Source organism: Syntrophomonas erecta subsp. sporosyntropha (assembly GCF_055395365.1).
On record NZ_AP042459.1, the window covers coordinates 2,045,576 to 2,067,119 of the forward strand.

At 45.2% G+C, this 21,544-nt stretch carries 24 protein-coding genes; 22 read left to right on the forward strand and 2 right to left on the reverse strand.

Annotated features, from left to right (window positions below; genetic code table 11):
- Positions 1-36: 36 nt before the first annotated feature.
- Complete coding sequence (locus ACZ5Q0_RS09930) at positions 37-1,704, forward strand: formate--tetrahydrofolate ligase (RefSeq protein WP_446818167.1); 1,668 nt, start codon at positions 37-39, stop codon at positions 1,702-1,704.
- 57 nt (positions 1,705-1,761) lie between these two features.
- Here ACZ5Q0_RS09930 and folE read toward each other — a convergent pair whose 3' ends face one another.
- The gene (gene folE / locus ACZ5Q0_RS09935) at positions 1,762-2,334 is read right to left on the reverse strand and encodes a GTP cyclohydrolase I FolE (RefSeq protein WP_446818165.1); all 573 of its coding nucleotides are present in this window, start codon (positions 2,332-2,334) and stop codon (positions 1,762-1,764) included.
- Between the two features lie 531 nt (positions 2,335-2,865).
- On the opposite strand from folE, the gene ACZ5Q0_RS09940 reads away from it, so the two are divergent.
- The 15 genes from ACZ5Q0_RS09940 to aroH all read left to right on the forward strand — a co-directional run bounded on the left by ACZ5Q0_RS09940 (position 2,866) and on the right by aroH (position 13,040).
- Positions 2,866-3,579 (forward strand): pseudouridine synthase, encoded by a 714-nt coding sequence (locus tag ACZ5Q0_RS09940; protein ID WP_447182506.1) that lies wholly within the window; start codon positions 2,866-2,868, stop codon positions 3,577-3,579.
- A 14-nt stretch (positions 3,580-3,593) separates the two neighbouring features.
- Positions 3,594-4,151 (forward strand): cob(I)yrinic acid a,c-diamide adenosyltransferase, encoded by a 558-nt coding sequence (locus ACZ5Q0_RS09945; RefSeq protein ID WP_446818161.1) that lies wholly within the window; start codon positions 3,594-3,596, stop codon positions 4,149-4,151.
- Positions 4,151-5,077, forward strand: coding sequence for a nicotinate-nucleotide--dimethylbenzimidazole phosphoribosyltransferase (locus ACZ5Q0_RS09950; protein ID WP_446818159.1), 927 nt, complete (start codon positions 4,151-4,153; stop codon positions 5,075-5,077). The genes ACZ5Q0_RS09945 and ACZ5Q0_RS09950 overlap by 1 nt, the downstream gene beginning before the upstream one ends.
- 91 nt (positions 5,078-5,168) lie before the next feature.
- Entirely contained in the window at positions 5,169-5,600 is a 432-nt protein-coding gene (locus ACZ5Q0_RS09955; protein WP_446818157.1) for a hypothetical protein, read from the forward strand.
- A gap of 11 nt (positions 5,601-5,611) precedes the next feature.
- Positions 5,612-6,454: an HDOD domain-containing protein gene (locus ACZ5Q0_RS09960; RefSeq protein WP_446818156.1), complete on the forward strand. Its 843-nt coding sequence runs from the start codon at positions 5,612-5,614 to the stop codon at positions 6,452-6,454.
- Positions 6,455-6,640: 186 nt separating this feature from the next.
- Complete coding sequence (locus ACZ5Q0_RS09965) at positions 6,641-7,306, forward strand: hypothetical protein (RefSeq protein WP_446818154.1); 666 nt, start codon at positions 6,641-6,643, stop codon at positions 7,304-7,306.
- A gap of 27 nt (positions 7,307-7,333) precedes the next feature.
- On the forward strand, positions 7,334-7,549 hold the full coding sequence (locus ACZ5Q0_RS09970; protein WP_446818152.1) for a 4Fe-4S binding protein: 216 nt from the start codon (positions 7,334-7,336) through the stop codon (positions 7,547-7,549).
- A gap of 4 nt (positions 7,550-7,553) precedes the next feature.
- Complete coding sequence (locus ACZ5Q0_RS09975) at positions 7,554-8,612, forward strand: 3-methyl-2-oxobutanoate dehydrogenase subunit VorB (protein ID WP_446818150.1); 1,059 nt, start codon at positions 7,554-7,556, stop codon at positions 8,610-8,612.
- Positions 8,609-9,352: a thiamine pyrophosphate-dependent enzyme gene (locus ACZ5Q0_RS09980; protein WP_446818148.1), complete on the forward strand. Its 744-nt coding sequence runs from the start codon at positions 8,609-8,611 to the stop codon at positions 9,350-9,352. Before ACZ5Q0_RS09975 ends, ACZ5Q0_RS09980 begins: the two co-directional genes overlap by 4 nt.
- 1 nt (position 9,353) lies before the next feature.
- The gene (locus ACZ5Q0_RS09985) at positions 9,354-9,914 is read left to right on the forward strand and encodes a 2-oxoacid:acceptor oxidoreductase family protein (protein ID WP_446818146.1); all 561 of its coding nucleotides are present in this window, start codon (positions 9,354-9,356) and stop codon (positions 9,912-9,914) included.
- Entirely contained in the window at positions 9,892-10,689 is a 798-nt protein-coding gene (gene larE, locus ACZ5Q0_RS09990; protein ID WP_446818144.1) for an ATP-dependent sacrificial sulfur transferase LarE, read from the forward strand. Before ACZ5Q0_RS09985 ends, larE begins: the two co-directional genes overlap by 23 nt.
- Before the next feature lie 219 nt (positions 10,690-10,908).
- Positions 10,909-11,661, forward strand: coding sequence for a nickel pincer cofactor biosynthesis protein LarB (gene larB, locus ACZ5Q0_RS09995; RefSeq protein ID WP_446818142.1), 753 nt, complete (start codon positions 10,909-10,911; stop codon positions 11,659-11,661).
- Between the two features lie 58 nt (positions 11,662-11,719).
- Positions 11,720-12,202, forward strand: a complete 483-nt coding sequence (locus ACZ5Q0_RS10000) for a hypothetical protein (protein ID WP_446818141.1) — start codon at positions 11,720-11,722, stop codon at positions 12,200-12,202.
- Positions 12,203-12,230: 28 nt separating this feature from the next.
- Positions 12,231-12,650, forward strand: coding sequence for a HutP family protein (locus ACZ5Q0_RS10005; RefSeq protein WP_446818139.1), 420 nt, complete (start codon positions 12,231-12,233; stop codon positions 12,648-12,650).
- A gap of 27 nt (positions 12,651-12,677) precedes the next feature.
- The gene (aroH, locus tag ACZ5Q0_RS10010; RefSeq protein ID WP_446820774.1) at positions 12,678-13,040 is read left to right on the forward strand and encodes a chorismate mutase; all 363 of its coding nucleotides are present in this window, start codon (positions 12,678-12,680) and stop codon (positions 13,038-13,040) included.
- Between the two features lie 150 nt (positions 13,041-13,190).
- Here aroH and ACZ5Q0_RS10015 read toward each other — a convergent pair whose 3' ends face one another.
- The gene (locus ACZ5Q0_RS10015; RefSeq protein WP_446818138.1) at positions 13,191-14,027 is read right to left on the reverse strand and encodes a carbon-nitrogen hydrolase family protein; all 837 of its coding nucleotides are present in this window, start codon (positions 14,025-14,027) and stop codon (positions 13,191-13,193) included.
- A gap of 927 nt (positions 14,028-14,954) precedes the next feature.
- Here ACZ5Q0_RS10015 and trpB point away from each other — a divergent pair.
- The 6 genes from trpB to aroA all read left to right on the forward strand — a co-directional run bounded on the left by trpB (position 14,955) and on the right by aroA (position 21,544).
- Entirely contained in the window at positions 14,955-16,127 is a 1,173-nt protein-coding gene (trpB, locus tag ACZ5Q0_RS10020) for a tryptophan synthase subunit beta (RefSeq protein WP_446818137.1), read from the forward strand.
- A gap of 67 nt (positions 16,128-16,194) precedes the next feature.
- Positions 16,195-17,025, forward strand: coding sequence for a 3-deoxy-7-phosphoheptulonate synthase (aroF, locus tag ACZ5Q0_RS10025; protein ID WP_446818136.1), 831 nt, complete (start codon positions 16,195-16,197; stop codon positions 17,023-17,025).
- Positions 17,026-17,159: 134 nt separating this feature from the next.
- Complete coding sequence (locus ACZ5Q0_RS10030) at positions 17,160-17,672, forward strand: hypothetical protein (protein ID WP_446818134.1); 513 nt, start codon at positions 17,160-17,162, stop codon at positions 17,670-17,672.
- A gap of 474 nt (positions 17,673-18,146) precedes the next feature.
- Entirely contained in the window at positions 18,147-19,154 is a 1,008-nt protein-coding gene (gene aroF / locus ACZ5Q0_RS10035; RefSeq protein ID WP_447182507.1) for a 3-deoxy-7-phosphoheptulonate synthase, read from the forward strand.
- An 11-nt stretch (positions 19,155-19,165) separates the two neighbouring features.
- Complete coding sequence (locus ACZ5Q0_RS10040; RefSeq protein WP_447182508.1) at positions 19,166-20,245, forward strand: prephenate dehydrogenase/arogenate dehydrogenase family protein; 1,080 nt, start codon at positions 19,166-19,168, stop codon at positions 20,243-20,245.
- Between the two features lie 9 nt (positions 20,246-20,254).
- Entirely contained in the window at positions 20,255-21,544 is a 1,290-nt protein-coding gene (gene aroA, locus ACZ5Q0_RS10045; RefSeq protein WP_446818128.1) for a 3-phosphoshikimate 1-carboxyvinyltransferase, read from the forward strand.

Sequence of the window (21,544 nt, forward strand, 5' to 3'; positions counted from 1 at the left end):
ATCAGTTGGCATCAAAAAAGGCGAAGGAGGACTGCAATGAAGAGCGATATCCAAATAGCCCAGGAAGCAGCAATGAAGCCTATCACTGAAATTGCTAGTATTATCGGACTAGCTGAGGAGGATCTAGAGTTGTATGGCCGGTATAAGGCTAAGGTCTCCTTGCATGTCTGGGAAAGGTTAAAAAAGCAGCCATCAGGGAAACTGGTACTAGTTACTGCCATTAACCCTACCCCGGCTGGAGAAGGTAAAACTACGATTACAGTAGGATTAGGGCAGGCTCTTAATCGTCTGGGTAAAAAGGCAATTATTGCCCTCAGGGAACCTTCATTAGGTCCCAGTTTTGGTGTAAAAGGCGGTGCGGCTGGAGGCGGATATGCCCAGGTAATACCGATGGAGGATATTAACCTCCATTTTACGGGTGATATTCATGCTGTTTCTACCGCCCATAACCTTTTAGCAGCTTTGCTTGATAACCATTTGCACCAGGGAAACCGGCTAAACATTGATCCGCGTCAAGTAGTATTACGAAGGGTTATGGATCTTAATGAAAGGGCTTTGCGCAATATCGTAATAGGTCTGGGAGGAAAGGTAAACGGGGTCCCCCGGGAATCTGGGTTTGATATCAGTGTAGCCTCAGAAGTAATGGCGGCATTATGTCTGGCCAGTGATCTCATGGACTTAAAAGAACGTTTTAAACGCATAGTGGTAGCTTATACCTACGAAGGTAAGCCGGTTACGGCTGATGATCTGAAAGCAGCAGGTTCTATGGCCCTGTTGATGAAAGATGCCATAAAACCTAACCTGGTACAGACCCTGGAAAACACACCAGCTTTTGTGCATGGCGGTCCTTTCGCTAATATTGCCCATGGGGCCAATAGTATTATGGCTACCCAAATTGGTCTAAAGCTGGCCGACTATACCGTTACCGAGGCTGGATTTGGTGCTGATCTGGGTGCGGAAAAATTCTTGAATATAGTCTGTCGTTATGCTGGCTTTAAACCTGATGCAGTGGTTTTGGTGGCTACTATAAGGGCTTTAAAAAACCATGGCGGTGTACCTAAAGACGCCTTAAATGAACCTAATCTGGAAGCTTTGGATCGCGGGGCTGAAAATCTGGAAAAGCAACTGGAAAACATAAAAAAATTCGGTGTACCAGTCGTAGTTGCTCTCAACGAATTTCCTACCGATACCCAGGAAGAAATTAACCTTATTATTAATAAATGTCAGGCTCTTGGTGCTGAAGTAGCTTTATCCAAGGTATGGGCACAAGGTGGGGCCGGAGGTGAGGAACTGGCCCAAAAGGTTATAAAAGCTGCGGAACAGCCTAATAATTTCCGGTTTTTATACGAACTTAATCAACCTTTAAAAAGTAAAATTGAAACTATTTGCCGGGAGATTTATGGAGCTAGTGGGGTTAATTATACTCCAGAAGCGAGCAGGATGATAGACAGGTTCGAAGAATTAGGTTATGGTAATCTGCCTGTTTGTAATGCCAAAACCCAATATTCACTATCTGATAACCCTGATCTTAAAGGGCGGCCTACTAATTTTGAAGTCACTATTCGTGAGGTACGGTTATCGGCCGGGGCCGGTTTTGTGGTAGCACTTACCGGAGCCATTATGACTATGCCGGGACTGGGTAAGACACCGGCGGCTGAGAAAATCGATATTAAACCAGATGGTGAAATCCTAGGCTTGTTTTAAAATAAATTTGCTTAAAAACCCAGCCATATGGCTGGGTTTTGCTTTAATTTTTATAAATTATTTATATATCAGTGATAACATTTCCGCTCGGGTTTCAGGCCGGGTTTCAAATAAACCTCTTACAGCTGATGTAACGGTTAAAGAACCGGGTTTGCGTATTCCCCGCATAGTCATGCACATATGTTCTGCTTCAATGACTACGCCTACGCCCTGCGGACATAAAGTGTCATTAATGCAATCTGCTATTTGGGAGGTTAAGCGTTCTTGAAGCTGAGGGCGGCGGGCATACGCTTCCACTACCCGGGCCAGTTTGCTTATACCTACTACTTTGCCTCCCCGGGGAATATAAGCTACATGAGCTTTACCGTAAAAAGGCAGTAAATGATGTTCGCACATAGAATACAAAGGAATATCTTTAACCAGAACCAGTTCATCATGGTACTCGGAAAAACATACCTGTAAATAATCTTTTGGTTCAGTATTTAGTCCGGAAAAAATCTCCTGGTACATGTTAGCTAATCGTTTTGGGGTATTGACCAGACCCTCGCGATTAGGGTCCTCTCCAATAGCTTCCAGGATCATTAAAACCGCTTTTTTGATTTTTTCTTTATCTATATTTTGGCTATTCATTTATTTCACCTGCTTTATGACATTCATAGGGTTATGATACCAAAAAAAATTAATTTTTATGAGATATAAAAATTAATTGTTAGGTCACTAATGAAAAATTATAATCCATTTGGCTTTTAAAAGCACTAAGTAATCAGTGGCGAGTATAAGCATATGGCGGAAATATACTCCAGGACGAAACGGATGGGATAAACATATAAATGGTGAACGGGCTTCTTGAAAGTAGGTGGATAGAAACCGTATTACCAATAGTGTTTCCCCAGGACTATAGAAAATACGTTGCAGGGAGGAATATGAAAACGATAGGCTGTGTAAAACCTTAAAACCCTGCTGTTAATTGCATTATTATGTATTTGTACTGTGATAGGGGGCTGATACAATTCTTCAGCACCACATAGCTTACCATCCCCCTGTTTCCCAGCAATTAGTATAAAGAGGTTTATGAAGTCTTATGGCGAAATACAGGGAAAGCATAATAACTGGTTATACTGGTATTATATAAAAAGCCACTAAATTGGAAGGGGATTTTGATTGCGCATTGCCAAGTTTTTAGCGCAGGCTGGCCTGACTTCGCGCCGCAAAGCGGAGCAACTGGTTTTAGAAGGAAAAGTAACGGTTAACGGTGAGGTTGTAAAAGATCTGGGGCGCAGGATTTACCCTGCCCTAGACTTGGTCCTATACCGGGGGAAAAAGGTTGAATTAGCCAAGCCGATTTATATTTTGTTATATAAGCCAGCTGGTTATGTATCGACTGTTTCTGACCCCCAGGGTCGTCCTACCGTACTAAGCCTGATTGGAGATATACCGGGAAGACTTTATCCAGTAGGCAGGCTGGACCTGGATACTGAAGGGGTTTTATTGTTATCGAATGACGGTAATTTTACCAATTTGATGATTCATCCCCGCCACCGGATTATAAAAAAGTATGAAGCCTGGGTGGAAGGGAAAATGGCTTCGCAGGTGATCAAAGATTTAGAAAAGGGTATTTTACTTGATGACGGGTGGACGGCACCGGCCCGGGTTCGTATTCTGAAATATAAGAATAATAAAACTTTAATCGAACTTAAGATACATGAGGGGCGAAAGCGGCAGGTAAAGCGCATGTGTGCTGCGGTAGGTCATCCAGTTATGAGTTTAAAAAGAACCGCTTTTGCTTTTCTTACCCTGAAAGGGTTATCAGTTGGAGAATATCGCTATCTTACACCTAGTGAGGTAAATAGTCTTATTAAACAGGCGAAACCATAAAAAGGCGGGATAAAGTGATCCTCATTTATACCGGAGAAGGCAAAGGTAAAACTACCGGTGCGGTAGGAACAGCCTTACGATCATGGGGGCATGGAAAAAGGGTCTTGATACTGCAGTTTTTAAAGGATCAGTCAGTAAGCGGAGAAGGATATGCAGTAAAAAAAATTGCTTCTCCAGATCTGCAGATGATTTCTTTGGGGAGAAAATGTCCTTATCCTGGGCAGATCTGCTGTCCCGGTGAAAGGGAATGTCTGGTCAAACCGGGTGATTTTTTGCTTCGGGACCGCCAGCGGGCGGAAAAGGGTTTAAAGTTAGCTTCTCAGGCGATAGATTCAGAGTGCTGGGATGTAGTTATTCTGGATGAGGTACTTAACCTTTGCCAGTTATTACCGGAAAGTATCGATTTTCTTCTGTCTATTATGAAACAGTGTCCGCCAGAGGTGGATCTGATTATAACTGGACGAAGTTGTCCGGACATCCTAATGGATCAGGCAGATTTGGTTACTTATATGCACCTAGTTAGACACCCATTTCAAGAAGGTGTCATGGCTAAACGGGGGATAGATTATTAATGGCTGATAAGGCTATAAACTTGCGGGGATTGGGAAAACTGACCAGGTTTTATGAAAAAATTAAAGGGGACATATCAGAGGCCAATAACTATGCAGTAGTACTCTTTGCGGCTGATAATGGCATCTGCCGGGAACGTACCAGTGCTTATCCCCCTGGTAGTGCGGCTGAAATTATTGATCAGCATCTTAAGGGGCTGGCCCCAACCGCCTATTTTCTTAAAAGAATAGGTAAACCGGAATATTTAATTGATGTAGGAATATGTAGTCCCACCCCCTCAGGATGTCTAGATTATAAAATTAAGCTGGGCACGGGCAATTTTTTAGGTGGAGATGTTTTAACAGCTCGGGAGGTGGAGAAGGCTTTTAAATATGGTAGCAGGGTATGGGATGAAATAAGTGGAAATTACTTTGATATAATAGGTGTAGGAGAAATTGGTCCCGGTAATACCCTGTGTGCTGCTGCCATTACGACAGTAATTACTGGAGCTGAGCCGGCCCGGGTAGTAGGACGTGGTTCGAGTGAAGATAAAGTAATCTCGAAAAAAATCGATATTATCTCCAGGGCGTTACAAATACGTGGGCCGGATTCCCAAAACCCGGTAGATAATTTAGTGCGTTTCGGCGGGTTGGAAATAGCGGCTTTGACCGGGTTTATAATTCGGGCTGCCCAGATGGGCAAAATGATCATGTTGGATGGATTTGTAACGGCGGTGGCAGCGATGCTGGCAGCCCAAATAGACCGAAAGGTAATTGACTATATTATTGTTCCCAGCCAGTCATTAGAACCGGGGCATAGTCTAGTCTTAGAACAACTGGGGAAATACCCGGTACTTGATCTGGAACTAAACTACGGAGAAGGATTGGCTGCTGCCATTGGATTATCTTTAGCCGATATGATAACAGGATATTTCTGTATTACAGTATAGGCAAGTAGGATGATTTCTGCTTGTTCCGGATAAAGTTTAGTTAAACCAGCTGATGCAGCAGGTATTTTGTCAGGATAGGAGGCTTAAAAACTTGGGCAGGCTCAGAATGAAAGTGCGGTTTGATTATATGGGCCGGGGAAAAAGCGGCAAACTTTTCGGAGGGAAAAGTGGTGAAGAGGTCTGTGAAGAAATCCGGCAGAATAAAGTTTCTCTGATACGCAATGTTCCCATCCAAGGTATTCACATAGAAGATATAGAAATGAGCCAGGAAATTTATTCGGTTTTTGATGAAGTGACTGGTAAAGTGGTTAGTTATGCCCCGGTATCGATTACATTTACGGCTGATTCGGTGGAAGATGCTATAAAATTTACCATGAAAGAGGAATTCCGTACTGTTGAAGTATTGGAACCTGAGGAAATTACCCTTTCTAAAATTGAAACGGAAAGATTACTGCTCAAAGTCAGCGAGGAGCTGGTAAACTTCAGAATCTATCTGGAAAGGAAGATGGATACCTGGAAATAGGAGGAGTGAAAATGGGTAGGGTTTCACTAGATTCTATCGTATCGATTGTCAACGATCTTCCTGCCTTACCACAGGTGGTGGTAAGGGTTATGGAATTAACCGAGGACCCGGATTCCACCGCTCAGGACATAAATAATATTTTATGCCAGGATCAAGGGATGACGGCTAAGGTTTTACGTATGGCTAACTCAGCATTTTATGGATTTCCGCGTCGGATTGGCACAGTCACAGATGCTATTGTGTTGCTGGGTTTTAAAACTATCCGCAGTATTGTTCTGGCAGCTTCGGTAAGTGATATATTAAGCCGAGAAATGAAGGGTTATGCTCTGGAGTATGGTGAGTTGTGGAAGCATTCCCAGACTGCAGCCATGATTTCCCGTCTCTTAGCCCGAAAAGTTCAATTTCCAGCGGTAGATTTAGCTTATACTGCTGCTTTACTGCACGATATTGGTAAAGTGATATTAAACCATTTCATGAAAGAGTGTTATCATGAGGTAGTAAACCAGGTGAAAAATGATAATATACCTTTCATGGTGGCTGAAAATAAAGTGTTGGGTTTTAACCATGCTATAGTGGGGTCCCGGGTGGCGGAGAAATGGAACCTTCCTCCTGACCTGGTGGAAGCGATAGCTTTACATCATAATCCAGAACAGGCAGCCTGTAATATCAAACTTACTTCCTTGGTACATGTGGCGGATGTGATCTGTGTTTCTATGGGAATCGGTATTGGAATAGACGGAATGCTCTACCCTGTATCGCCGCAGGCCCTGGAAGTTCTGGGTATAGATGAATCAATTATAGAGGGTACGATTTCAGAAATGGTTGATATATGTTGTGATCAGCAAAGTTTTTAGCTAATCTACCGTCAGAAGAGTTGATGCTTATTGCAGCCCTAAACAGCCTAGAAGGGCTGTTTTTTCTTGCCTGTTTTAATTTGGTTCTTGATAATTTTTTGTTTTTAAATAAATTTCAGGTTGATTTTCCTGGCGCTCTGGTATACATTACTCAATATAAGCAAATGGTCTGGAAAGTGAAGATATATGGGCAGTATAACCATTTTTGCCGGTGGATACGGCAGTGGAAAAACAGAAATAGCTCTTAATTATGCCCTAAACTCCGGTCAATCGGGGGGGCAGAAAATATTGGCAGATCTGGATTTAGTCAACCCCTTTTTCTCCTCCCGGGAGATGAAGGGGTTGCTGGAAAATCGGGGGATTAAGTTACTGGCACCAGGAGGAGATTTAGCCTTTGGTGATGTCCCCAGTGTTCCCGGAGAAATTCTCACCTGTCTTAATCAGCGGGACAACCGGTTGTTTATTGATCTGGCTGGTGATGAAGTGGGAGCGCTGGTGCTTGGTTACTTGAATCAGTATCTGGTGGGCAGGGATACTTTAGAACTGTACCTGGTACTAAATCCCTATCGGCCTTTTGCCCGCGATCTTAAGAGTGTACAGACCCTTAAGGAGATGCTGGAAAGGGCTACTCATATGAGCTTTACAGGTATTATAAGTAATCCTAATTTGGTTGAGGAAACCAATGTCGAGGTTATCCGGGCGGGGCACAGCAGGGTGGTAGAATATGGACAGGCGCTGGGATTAGATATTGATTACCTTACTGTAGAGCAAAAATTTTTCCAGGCTATCAAAGAGGAGTTCGGACCGATAGTAAAAGCAATACAGCTCTATTTGCGGCCCGAGTGGTTGTAGTTTATTCAGCAAGGGGAGGAATGCAGGATGGCAAAAGGTAGGGTAACCTTTCGCACAGAAAGATGCAAAGCGTGCGGACTATGCGTGAAATTCTGCCCGCGTGAAACGCTGGCTCTTGATATAACCGCCATTAATAGTCTTGGCTACCACCCGGTGTCAGTTGTTAAGCCGGAAAGCTGCACAGGGTGCGGTACCTGTGCGCTTATGTGCCCGGATTTGGTCATAGTGGTAGAAAAGGAGTGACATGATGAACAAAGTACTTATGAAAGGAAATGAAGCACTTGCTGAAGGAGCATTAAGAGCCGGGTGCGAGGCTTTTTTTGGGTATCCGATTACTCCTTCTAGTGAGATTGCCGAATATATGGCCCGCAAGTTCCCGCTTATCGGGGGAACATTTCTTCAGGCGGAAAGCGAACTAGCTGCCATCAATATGGTTTACGGGGCGTCGGCTACTGGTAAGAGGGTTATGACCGCTTCATCGGGTCCTGGTATTAGCCTAAAACAGGAAGGTATTTCATTTATTGCAGAAGCTGAACTGCCTTGTTTGATTGTTAATGTTTCCAGGGGAGGCCCGGGACTGGGAGGAATTCAGCCGGCTCAGTCTGATTATTTTCAGGCTACCCGGGGTGGAGGGCATGGTGATTACCGCATAATGGTACTGGCGCCCTCCAGTGTACAGGAAATGATGGATTTGGCTATGGAGAGTTTTGAACTGGCTGATCATTACCGTATTCCGGTAATGCTTATGGCGGAGGGAACCCTGGGACAGATGATGGAACCGGTTATTCCCCGGGAAAAGGTAACCCAGTTTCCCGATAAGCCCTGGGCTACAACTGGTTGCCGGGGACGTAAGCCTAATATTGTAAACACCCTGCATCTGGGTGCTGATGAAATTGAACAGAGAAATATACACCTACAGAATAAATATAAAGAGATTGGGGAAAAGGAAAGTCGCGGGGAAACTTTTTTAGTAGAAGACGCCGATCTGGTTATAGTTGCTTTTGGACTTATGTCCCGTATAGTTAAAAAAGCAGTGATGGAAGCCAGACGCAATGGGGTGAAAGCTGGTTTAATCAGGCCGGTTACCCTTTGGCCTTTCCCGTCCGAAATAGTAAGCCAGGCTACCCAAAATGCGAAACGGGTTCTCACTGCAGAAATTAGTATGGGGCAAATGATTGAAGATGTTCGCCTGGCAGTTAATGGCCGGGTGCCGGTGGAGCTTTATGGTCGGGTTGGTTTAGTTCCGGGTCCAGGCGAGATAACTGCTCAGATAATGGATATTGCTCACAGGGAGGGATGGCTATGAAACTGGTAGCGAGTAAACCGGAAAGCTTAACTGATGCTAAATTTCACTATTGCCCTGGATGTACCCACGGTATTATTCACCGCCTGGTGGCCGAATGCCTTGATGAGCTGGATATCAGGGAAAACACGATTGGTATTTGTCCGGTAGGGTGTTCGGTTTTGGCTTATGATTATTTTAACTGTGATATGCTGGAGGCAGCCCATGGACGGGCTCCGGCTATTGCAACCGGGATAAAGCGTATGTTACCTGATCGGTATGTGTTTACCTACCAGGGTGACGGAGACCTGGCTTCCATTGGTATGGCTGAGATTGTGCATGCTTCAGCACGGGGAGAAAATATTAGTGTAATATTTGTTAATAATACTATATATGGGATGACTGGCGGACAGATGGCACCTACCACCCTTATTGGTCAGGTGACTACTACATCACCATATGGACGTAAGGTAGAACAGACGGGTTATCCATTAAAAATGGCTGAGATTTTATCCCAAAATGAAGGAGCGGCCTATATATGCAGAACCGCTGTAAATAATCCGGCTAATGTAATTAAAACTAAAAAGGCGATAAAAAAAGCCATACAGACTCAGATGAAAGGGTTGGGATTTTCCATGGTGGAAGTTTTATCAACTTGTCCAACCAACTGGGGACTCAGCCCGGTAAAAGCCTTGGAATGGCTGGAAGATAATATGATTCCTTATTATCCTCTGGGTGAGTTTAAGGTTAAGGAGGAAAAGTAGGATGGAAAAAGATAAGGAAAAACAGGTTCTTTTTGCAGGTTTTGGAGGTCAAGGTGTACTTTCCATGGGTCAGTTTTTAACCCATGCGGCACTTAGTACGGGTAAGAATGTGTCCTGGGTTCCTTCTTATGGTGCGGAAATGCGGGGAGGAACGGCTAATTGTCTGGTTACTATAGCTGATGAGGAGATTAGCTCACCGCTAACTGAACATCCTTCCACGGCTGTTATTCTTAACCGCCCTTCATTGGATAAGTTTGAAGATAAAATTCAACCTAATGGGACTCTGGTAATAAACACCTCATTGATTGACCGCAAGCCGGAACGGGATGATCTTACGGTTCTGGAATTGCCGGTAAACCGTTTAGCGGAGGAAGTCGGGAATGCCCGTGGGGCTAATATGATATTGATCGGGGCTTATCTGGAAAAGACCGGGGTGGTTGATCCCGACCAGGCCCTGGAATATTTTGATGTAATTTTTAAAGGCAAAAAGGAATCAGTAATCGCCAAAAATAAAGAAGCCTTTTTGGCCGGGGTGGAATATGCCCGCAAAAACTGGAAGTAAGGTCTGCCAAGAGGAGTTAAGGCGAATTCTTGGCCGGTTTAGCTCCGTGGTGGTGGCTTTATCAGGTGGTAGGGATAGTTCTTTTCTGCTTTGGGCCTGCAGCCAGGTTATAGAATCAGACCATATTACAGCAGTAACTTTTCGTTCAGATAGTTTTTCCCATGGGGAGGCTGGACGGGCCCAAGAAGTTGCTGACCTGGTAGGAGTAAATCACCACTTTGTGGATACTCCCGAGTTTAATGATGAAAATTTTCTGCAAAACGACCTTTTACGCTGCTATTATTGCAAGCGTAAAAGGTTTCGTTTTCTGTTGCAAAGCTATCCGCAAATTCCTATCCTGGAAGGGTCACATCGGGATGATCTGGGACAGTACCGGCCTGGAATGAGGGCTGTAGAGGAATTGGGTATTCACAGCCCTATGTTACGAGCAGGTCTAACTAGTCAGGATATAGATAATCTATGTGTAGACTACGGACTGCCCTTTAAAGATTATCAACCGGAATCCTGTCTGGCCACTCGCATTAAAACGGGTCAGCGTATTGATCCGACTATTTTACAACGTCTGGAATCGCTGGAAGAGGGAATAAAACATTTAGGGTTATCTTTGGTGCGGGCCCGTTATAGTTATGAGGAAATTAGATTGGAAGTACTTCCTGGGGAGATAAACATGGCCTTTGCTAATAGGGAAATACTGTTGGAAATGGCCCGGCAACAGGGGTTTACTAATCTATCACTGGATTTAGCCGGCTACCCTCCGGGAAGGAATAATCATTAAAGCCGTATAACTCTACTACCAATGATCGCGGACTTGACATTAACCCCACATGTGGGTAATAGAACTTATCGGTGGAGTGAACTGGGAACAAGTCCAAGATAGGTATTCCATCGAGAATATCAAGTGTACCACATGCAGGACCAAGCCTGTAAAGTCCGCTGGGTTTATGGTGAAATCCATTGATATATGTTTCTGAATATTGAGATAGGAGTAGGTTTTATGAAACGTGATCAGTTGTTGGAAATTCTAGCCGGGGTTAAAGCGGGTACCCTGGAAATACAGGAAGCGGCTAAACAGTTAACCTTAGCTGCCTATACTGATCTTGGATTTGCCAACATTGATGATCACCGTAACCTGCGGGATAACTTTCCAGAAGTAGTCTTCTGCCAGGGTAAGACTCCGGAACAGGTGGCATTAATAATGGAACATCTGGCGGCAGGTGGTGAAAATATTCTGGGAACCAGGGCTAATCCCGATTGTTTTGCAGCTGCCCGTAAGCGGGTGCCTGACCTTGAATACCACCAGACGGCCGGTTTGATTTATCGCCGGGGGAAGGTAACCCAAGTACAAGGTAGTGTAGCGGTAGTAACGGCAGGTACATCTGATATTCCGGTAGCTGAGGAGGCGGCTATTTCCCTGGAAACTATGGGAGCCAAGGTTGACCGTATCTTTGATGTAGGGGTGGCCGGAATTCATCGTGTGCTGGACAGAGTAGACCGGATTAACCTGGCCCAGGTAGTTATAGTTATCGCAGGCATGGAAGGAGCCCTGGCCAGTGTGGTGGGAGGCCTTACCAGGAGGCCGGTTATTGCTGTTCCTACCAGTATAGGGTATGGGGCTAGTTTTCATGGATTAGCAGCCTTGTTAGGTATGCTGAATAGTTGTGCTCCCGGTGTAGCCGTAGTTAATATTGATAATGGATACGGGGCGGCAGCGATGGCTTATGCTATACTTTGTTCAATTCATGGATAAACTCCCGGAGGTGGGCATAAGATAGAGAAGAAAAAACTTGCCTCGGGAGTGATCCTCTGTGCGGAGATTGGTCAACCAGGTGGAAAAGTTTCTTTTTCGGGCCATTGTGATTGGATTGGTGGCACTGGTTGTGGTTCAAGGCTTTATGACTCGTGACTCTATGCGGTTATTCTTAAGCTGGGGGGAACGTATGGAAGGACAGCAGATAGAGTATCCGGCTGCTGGTAAAGTATCCCCACCTGAATCTGGCCTGGAATTTGATTCCCCTCATGCAGTGCTGACTATATCCATGGACAAATTTTCTTCTCTGCCCCGGGCCGAGGTTCTGGTAAATGGTGAGAAACGGACCGTATTTAATGAACGGGAAGTTACCCTGCAGCTGATGGCCGGAGATGTGGTGGAAATTGATTCCACCTCCTACAATTTTCCAGTGGAATACCGTATAAGTAAAAGTTCAGACAACCTATCATTTCCTGAAAAAGGTAAAACCTTTACTGCTGACCAGAGTATAGTAATGATTGGTAAAATTATAGTAAAATAGACTAACAAAGGTAAGGCGGGGATTAAATATGGAAATTGGAAGTAAAGTTGTTGCTACAGCAGCGATAAAGATGGCGTTAACATCCTCTCGCCAGGAAGAAACCATGCTTAAAAGGGTACTTTTGGAGCAGGAGGAGGTAAAAGCGGTAGCGGTAGATTATGGCGGGGAGTTTATTACTTCGGTAGGTAAGATTGTAGAACGGGCCGTAGTAGCTTCTAAACGCGAAGGGGTAATTAAAGATACTCATGCCGATGAAGGAGCCGTAGCCGGAGCTACCCGGGAAGCCATTGCCCAGATAATGCCTAAGGCCTTAGGTCTTAATGTAGGCGGTAAGATAGGTATAGCCCGTCACCAGGATCATGTTAGTGTGGCGATTTTCCTGGGTATTGGTTTACTGCATCTTGATGAGGTGGCCATTGGCCTTGGACACAGGGCAGTTCATGATTAAGGCCGAAAGGTTGGAAAAGAAGTCATGATGATGCGAGGGATACGCGGAGCTACTACCGTCAACCGGGATACCCCTGAGGAAGTATTGGAAGCAACCCGCGAACTGCTTCTCTTTATTCTAAAGGAAAACGAACTACAAATTGACCAGATTGCCAGTGCCCTATTTACTGTAACTCCGGATTTACGGTCGGCTTTTCCTGCCCGGGCAGCTCGCCTGATTGGTTGGGACAAAGTGCCTTTGCTGTGTTTTCAGGAAATCGAGGTTCCTGGATCGCTGCCGCGTTGCATCAGGGTTTTGCTGCATGTCAATACGAATAGGAGTCAGAATGAAATAAAACATGTTTATCTCAAAGATGCGCAAAAACTCCGTTCGGATCTGGCTTCCTCTTAATAATGTGAATGCTGCCCCGGGGACTGCTCCGTTAGTTATTCCCACTTATACAAGACTAATAGAATTTACTGCCAAAAAGGTATATGGCGTTAGTTTGAATACATGAATATTCCGGCTCCACGCTCTACCTGGGAAACACCAGCTGCTTGTCTATGCTTTGTTCTTCCAAGTAAGCTGGTAAAGATCGGTGCGCCGTTGGGTGAGTATAGGTAGCTCCTGGCGAACCCTGCTGGTGTTTGCTACATCTATGTCGGTAATAATGATATTTTCCTTCTCATCTAGTTCGGCCGCTACTTCGCCCCAGGGGTTAACCAGCATGGAATGTCCCCAGGCCTGGTAGGAAGCGGATGGATTACGGGCCGGGGAAGCAGCTGCTACATACATTTGATTGTCAACTGCACGGCAGCGCATCAAAAGCTTCCAGTGGGCCGGTCCAGTAGTCAGGTTAAAAGCGGCCGGTACTACTAACAATTGAACCCCCTGCAAGGCCATTAAGCGGATTAACTCGGGAAAACGTATATCAAAACAGATAATAACTCCTATAGTTATTCCTTTATATTGGAAAATAGCCGGGAAATTGCCGGCTTTTAAAGTTTCTGACTCCTGAAAAGTAACTCCTCCGGAGATATTTACATCAAAAAGGTGGATTTTACGGTGTCTACCTAGTAATGATCCATCGCTGGAAAAGATAAAACTGCTGTTGTAAAGATTATTTTCATCCCGTTCAATAATTGACCCACCGACCAGACATACCCCTAACTGGCGTGCCCAATTAGACAGGCAAGTAGTAGTAGGCCCGGGATAAGGTTCAGCATAATGGGGAAATAGATCAGATTGGTAGGGGGCGTTAAAAACTTCGGGCAGGATAATGATTTCAGCACCGGAGGATGCGGCTGATTTAATCATTTTTTCAGCCTGCTGTAGGTTTTGCTCTTTATTATGTCCTACCTGCATCTGGCAGATACCTAGTTTTATAGTGGATCCCATCTGATATTCTCCTTTCTCGATACAATATCTTATGGTGTTTTGATTACTATTATCATATAAAATTTGTGATAGTTACAGGGTAATGTGGCTATGTGGGGGTGCGGGGGTAAGGCTAACCTGAATGTTCCGGAAAAGCCCGGACTCTAGTTTGTGGTGGGCGCAGGTTTTGGTTCTAAGGCTATTGCCTTTAGTAACAGGGTTAATTACGGTTCTGGAATCGCCTTTACCTCTTTTCCTCCCCATTAAGGTTAGCCTTAGCTTAGTTGCTGGATAGGTCGTTGTGTGGGTAAGGCTAACCTGAATGTTCTGGAAAAGCCCGGACTCTAGTTAGTGATCGGCACCTGGTTTTGGTTCTAAGGCTATTGCCTTTAGTAACGGGGTTAATTACGGTTCTGGAATCGCCTTTACCTCTTTTCCTCCCCATTAAGGTTAGCCTTAGCTTAGTTGCTGGATAGGTCGTTGTGTGGGTAAGGCTAACCTGAATGTTCTGGAAAAGCCCGGACTCTAGTTTGTGGTGGGCACCTGGTTTTGGTTCTGAGGCTATTGCCTTTAGTAACGGGGTTAATTACGGTTCTGGAATCGCCTTTACCTCTTTTCCTCCCCATTAAGGTTAGCCTTAGTAATAGCTTACAGGGTAGGTTTGCTGTGTGGGGGTGCGGGGGGGCGGATGTGGTGTTGATTTTTCACTCTGGGAGCCAAGTTGTATGATTTACTGGACGAAAAATTATTATAATAATATCATATGAAAGAGTGTTATGAAAAATTTCAGGCCTGGGAATCTTGCTATCAATTAGTATAACAAATGTGATTATGAAAAACTCAGTGCAAATAATGAAATTATTAACGGTATTGAATTTGCAGAAAACAGAAGGGCTATTGGTCCGTAATATATACTAGCAGGTTAAAATTTGGCGAGGAGTTGAAGTGATGAATCCGGATATAAACGGTTATTTTGGCGAATATGGAGGAACCTATGTAAATGATAGGCTACAGGGAATTCTAAAGGAATTAAATGAAGAGTTTATGCGGGCTATTGCTGACCTGGAATTTGAAAAAGAATTTTCCCGGCTGCTTAAGAATTATGTAGGTCGACCTTCTCCATTATATTATGCGGATCGACTTACGACCTATTGTAAAGGAGCTAAAATCTATTTCAAACGGGAAGACTTGAATCATACTGGTTCTCATAAAATAAATAACAGCCTGGGACAGGCTATGCTGGCCCGGAGGATGGGCCGTAAGAAGGTTATAGCTGAAACTGGAGCTGGACAACATGGGGTAGCTACTGCTACTGCTGCTGCTTTATTAGGCCTGGATTGTACAGTATTTATGGGCCGGCATGATATGGAAAGACAAAAACTGAATGTTTTTCGTATGCAGATTTTAGGGGCAGATGTAGTACCAGTATCTGATGGGGATGGTACGCTTAAGGATGCTACTAATAAAGCGCTGGAGGTTTATGCAAATACTCCTGAGGATATTTACTATGTGATTGGCTCGGCTGTAGGTCCGCATCCTTATCCGGTTATGGTTCGTCACTTTCAGTCGATAATCGGCAGGGAGTTGAAAGAGCAGATTATTGCTGAGGAAGAAAGGCTTCCTGATGCCATAGTAGCCTGTATTGGCGGAGGAAGTAATGCGATAGGAATTTTTCATGCTTTTTTAAATGATGAGGTAGCATTAATTGGAGTAGAGGCGGCTGGTAAAGGTCTGGAAACCGGCTTGCATTCGGCTGCACTAAACCTGGGGCAGCCAGGGGTATTACATGGAACTCGGAGCCGGATTCTTACCGATGAACAGGGGAAGGTGGTTTCTGCCTATTCCATTTCGGCTGGTCTTGATTATCCGGGAGTAGGTCCAGAGCATGCGTTTCTTAAGGATAGTGGGCGGGTGCAATATCCATCAGCTACGGATGAAGAAGCTCTGCAGGCTTTTTTGTTAGTCTCCAGGTTGGAAGGAGTTATCCCGGCTTTGGAAAGTGCTCATGCCCTGGCTTATGCTATAAAGGCAGCTGCCCAAATGACACCTGATCAGGTTATGGTGGTTAATATTTCGGGCCGGGGGGATAAGGATGTAGAAACTGTTTCTGAGTTAATATAAAACCATTATGACGAAAGGGCTAATATCAACTGAACTTTTGTTGTAAAATGGTGTTATGGAGGGGGACATGAAACCATTTAAATTAGCAGCAAGAGAAAATAAGGATAAAGATACTATAATAGAAATACCTGCACCTGCTGGTACAGTACGTATCGGTCAGGGGTATTGTACGGTTATTGCTGGTCCCTGTGCGGTGGAAAACCGGGAGGATTACCTAAGCGTTGCCTGCGCTTTGAGAAAATACGGGGTTCATATTTTAAGAGGCGGTATATTTAAACCGCGTACATCCCCCTATTCTTTTCGGGGTCTTGGTAAAGAAGGATTAGCTATTATGGTGGAAGCGCGTCAGATCACGGGGTTGCCTGTAGTCACAGAGATTATGGATGTACGTGATCTGGATTTGCTATATGATCAGGTGGATATTCTCCAGGTAGGCAGCCGTAATATGCAAAATTATACTTTGCTGGATCAACTGGGGCAGGTGGACAAACCGGTTCTGTTAAAAAGAGGCTTATCGGCAACTATTGAGGAATGGCTGCTGGCGGCGGAGTATATTCTCAGTGGGGGTAATGACCAGGTTATTTTATGTGAGCGGGGGATTCGTACTTTCGAACCTTATACCCGGAATACGGTGGATATCGGTGCTGTTCCCCTGATTAAACATCTTTCTCATCTGCCTATCATCGTAGATCCTAGCCATGCTACCGGCAGATGGAAAATGGTAATCCCGGTAGCAAAGGCGGCAGTAGCGGCAGGGGCTGATGGTATTATTGTGGAGGTTCACCAGGAGCCGGACCGGGCCCTTTCTGATGGTAAGCAGTCGTTGACTCTTGATCATTTCCAGCAGATGTATGAACAGGTGGTTAAATTAGCTGCTCTGGAAAATAAAAATATTTAAAAAAGCACTCGGAAATTGCAGAGACATTTTTCCGGGTGTTTTTTTGTCTAAAACTGACCTGGGTATATGAAAACCGTGGTATTAGGGGAGCAAAGTTTTATCATACTATAGTAAATAATCTCCCGGAGGCAGCTATGAATCAGCACAGGATTATTTGTCGTATGTTTAATAGCCTGTTCACTGCCCGGGTAGCCTTGACGGGAATAGTTATGGTCATATGCTTTTCAGGCTGGTGGGTTAAAGAGTCAGGAGGCGGTTTTTTTCCCGATTATGTGGCCCGTTTAACTATGGTCAGGGTTTTAATGAGTGGTATTCCTAATAATAGTGTTGGAGTATCTGATCCGGAGAACCTGCAGTTGGAAATAGCTCGGGATATGGATACCCAGTCCCGGTTACTGCTAAGGCAGGCGCAAAGTTCTCCTTTTAAGTTGGCAGTAAATCAGGTTTATGTTTACAAAAAACAGGTGATAAAATCTGGTGTGCGTATTTATTACCTGGAAGCTTGTCCTTTTGGTAAGGATAACTATTATATTATTAATGCTCGTCTGCTGATGCGCCGGCAGGGTTTACAATGGCAGGTATTATCAGTGGGTATTGACCGAATTGCGGATAGGGGTTATGGGCGCTCTTCTATAAGGATTCAGTAATGGCCCGGAGAGCTAATCTAACCGGGCGTTGCTGGCCGGAAGGTGTATAAACCGCTTGCTCCAACTTCCGCAGGGCGGAACACCTTCGGCTCAGTTCCCCGGTCAGGTCGGTACCCGGTCAACGCCACACCCGTGCGGCGCGACCGCCTCCAAACGTCCTGTTTTTAGCCCGGCCTGCCCGGGAACCTTCGCCGGGTGTTACGGCCTGCTCTTTATCCACCTTCCGGCCAGATGGTATTTTAAGAGGTTTTTAGATATAGTGAGTTATTGTCTGGGAATTGCTGATTGTAAAATGGTCTGAATAAGTGTTATGCTGATAGTGTAGTATGGTAGGATTTTTCAAAAATTACATGAAAATTACATGGGTAGTATGGCAGGATGGTGGGAAAATAGTATGGTTGAATAACCATTGGTGATTTCCTTCACTAATGGTTTTTGCTTTTCTCACCCCTGTTAAGAAAGGGAGGAGAGTAAATGATTATTGTCATGGAGGCTAATGCTAGCCAGGAACAGATTAAGCTGGTCCATGATCGGTTAGAAGAAAACGGTTTTAAGGTTCACTTATCCCAGGGTGTAGAACGGACCATTATGGGAGCTGTGGGGGAAAAAACCCAGGCGATGATGGAGCTTTTTGAAACCCTGCCTGGGGTGGAAAGGGTAGTGCCCATTGTCCAGCCCTTTAAGTTAGCATCTCGGGTATTTCAGCAGCAGCAGTCTTTGATCCCGGTGGGAAATGAGGTCGTAGGGGATGGCAGTATCCAGATTATAGCTGGTCCCTGTGCTGTAGAGGGCCGGGAGAAGTACCTGGAGGTAGCTCAGGTAGTAAAAGAGGCGGGCGCGACTATGCTGCGTGGGGGAGCTTTTAAACCTCGTACTTCCCCTTATTCTTTTCAAGGTCTGGAGAAGGAGGGGCTAAAGATTCTGGCGGAGGCCAGGCGGGTAACTGGTTTACCGGTGGTCACTGAGATTGTAGACCCTCGTCTGGTTGAAGAGGTAGCTGATTATGTTGATGTATTACAGGTAGGAGCCCGCAATATGCAAAACTTTTTCCTGCTGAGGGAATTAGGGAAAGTTAATAAACCGGTACTTTTAAAAAGGGGACCTTCAGCTACGGTGGAGGAATGGATTATGGCAGCAGAGTATATTATTTCCAGCGGTAATCCCCGGGTAATTATGTGTGAACGGGGTATACGTTCTTTTGAGAAATACACTCGTAATACCCTGGATCTCAGTGCAGTGCCATTGATTAAGCAGCTTACCCATCTTCCCATTATAGTAGATCCTAGTCATGGAACAGGGAAATGGAAACTGGTTGAGCCGATGGCTTTGGCAGCTGTTGGAGCTGGTGCAGATGGTATTATGGTTGAGATGCATCAGAATCCTAGTGAAGCGCTTTCTGATGGTCCGCAGTCACTTACCCCGGAACATTTTAGAGAGCTGGTGAGCAAGGTAAAAAGGATGGTGGCTGCACTACACAGTTAGGAGAATATATAATGGGTCTAAATGTTACTATAATCGGGGTTGGGCTTATCGGTGGGTCACTGGGCCTGGCTTTTAAAGAATCGCCCTGGGTGGATCAGGTGCTGGGGGTAGATCCCAATGGGGAAGCCCTAGAAAAAGCCTGCCATATGGGAGCCATTGATCGGGCAGTATCTTTGGCAGAGGGGGTTAAGTCTGGGCAGGTGCTTTTCCTGTGTAGTCCAGTGGGAACCTTTGCCGGGCTTATTGATTCTATTAACCGATATATTCAGCCAGGAACGGTGGTTACCGATGTGGGCAGTACTAAACAGCAGGTGCTAAAAATGTATGAAGGGCTTCCCCGGGAGGTATGTTCGATTGGTGGTCACCCGATGGCCGGTTCTGAAATAATGGGTATTGATGGGGCTGACCGCTATCTATTTGAAAATGCAGTCTATATTCTTACTCCACGAGAAGATACTGCAGCAGAGAAACTGGAGATGTTACAACAGTTGCTGGAGGTAACTGGGGCCAGAATCAAGCTGATGACTGCTGAAATACATGATCGGATGGTTGCTGCCGTCAGCCATATACCACATCTGGCGGCTGCTGCTTTAGTTAACCTTACCGGTGGGGATGAGCAATTATTGATGCTGGCAGCGGGGGGATTCAGGGATACTACCAGAGTAGCTTCTTCTAGTCCCGGTCTTTGGCAGGATATTTTATTTTCTAATCAGGTTATGGTGGTAGATGCTCTGGATAGGTATATTCAGATTCTGACCAGAATTAAGGAACAATTAATGGCAGGAGAAAAGATGGCCCTTTTTAATGATTTAAAAAAGGCTCAGGAAACCCGGTGCCATATTCCCCGGGTCAGAAAAGGATTGATGCCCTCCCTAAATGAAGTAATCTGTATTGTTCCGGACCGGCCCGGAATTATCGGGGATCTGGGCATGATTCTGGGCCAGGCCCGGGTAAATATTGCTGATATAGAAATACTGCGGGTTCGGGAAGGCGATGGTGGTACTATACGCCTGGGGGTACCCTCCCTGGATGATGCAGAAGTTGCTGTAAAGGTTTTGCAACGACATTCGATAAAGGCTTGGGCACGATAGGAGGATACTATGGATAAGTGGATAAAACCATCACAGCCTCTTAAGGGGGAATTGAGCGTAGCTCCTGATAAATCCATTTCTCACCGGGCAATTATGTTTGCGGCCCTAGCTAAAGGGTTTAGTCAGGTTGATAATTTTCTAGTAGCCAATGATACCATGTCTACTTGTAATTGTTTGGGGCAATTAGGGGTTGATATTGACATAAAAGGCAGCCAGGTGACTATTGAAAGCCCTGGTATTAACCAGCTTGGAGAACCAGAACAGGTATTAGACTGTGGTAACTCGGGAACTACGTTGCGTCTTTTAACCGGACTATTGGCGGGGCGGCCGTTTTTTTCCGTGGTAAGCGGAGATGAGTCTTTAAACCGCCGGCCCATGAAAAGGGTTATTGATCCCCTGCAGCAAATGGGAGCCTGGATGGCTGGACGTCATGGTAACAGCTATCCTCCCTTGGCTATCCAGGGAGGACAGCTAAAGGGAATCCAGTATCAGATGCCGGTAGCTAGTGCGCAGGTAAAATCAGCTATTTTACTGGCCGGTCTACAGGCTGAAGGTAAAACGGTAATACAGGAATCGGCTCCTTCTCGCAATCATAGTGAAAGGATGCTGGCGGCTATGGGGGCTCGGATAGAGAGTAACCATGATATTATTACTCTCTATCCGGATGGCAACTTGTTTGGCCGGGACTTTGTAGTCCCGGGGGATATATCGTCAGCTGCTTTTTTTGTAGTGGCAGCAGCTATAATTCCAGGTTCGGAAATACTTATCCGTCAGGTGGGGGTTAACCCGACCCGGGCCGGGATTATTCAAGTTCTTCGAAAAATGGGAGCTTGTGTACGGCTGGAAAACGAGCAGGTAGTAGGCGGTGAGCCGGTAGCTGATGTATGGGTTTGTGCATCACCCCTTAAGGGGGTTGAAATCAGCGGAGATCTAATCCCTTCTTTAATAGATGAGATACCGGTTCTGGCGGTAGCTATGGCGGTAGCAGAAGGAGAATCATTAGTTAAAGATGCTGGGGAACTCCGAGTAAAGGAAACTGATCGGATAAAAACTATCTGTAGTGAACTGACCCGTATGGGGGTAGATATACAGGAACAGGAGGACGGATTTTTAATAAAAGGTCATCCGGAAGGGCTCAAGGCAGCCCGGGTATACAGTCATGGAGACCACCGTATTGCCATGAGCCTTGCGGTAGCTGGACTGGTTGCTACTGGGGAGACTTGTATTACCCGGGCGGAGGTGGTGGCAATATCTTTTCCTGATTTTTGGGATCAACTGCACCATTTGTTGAATAGTTAG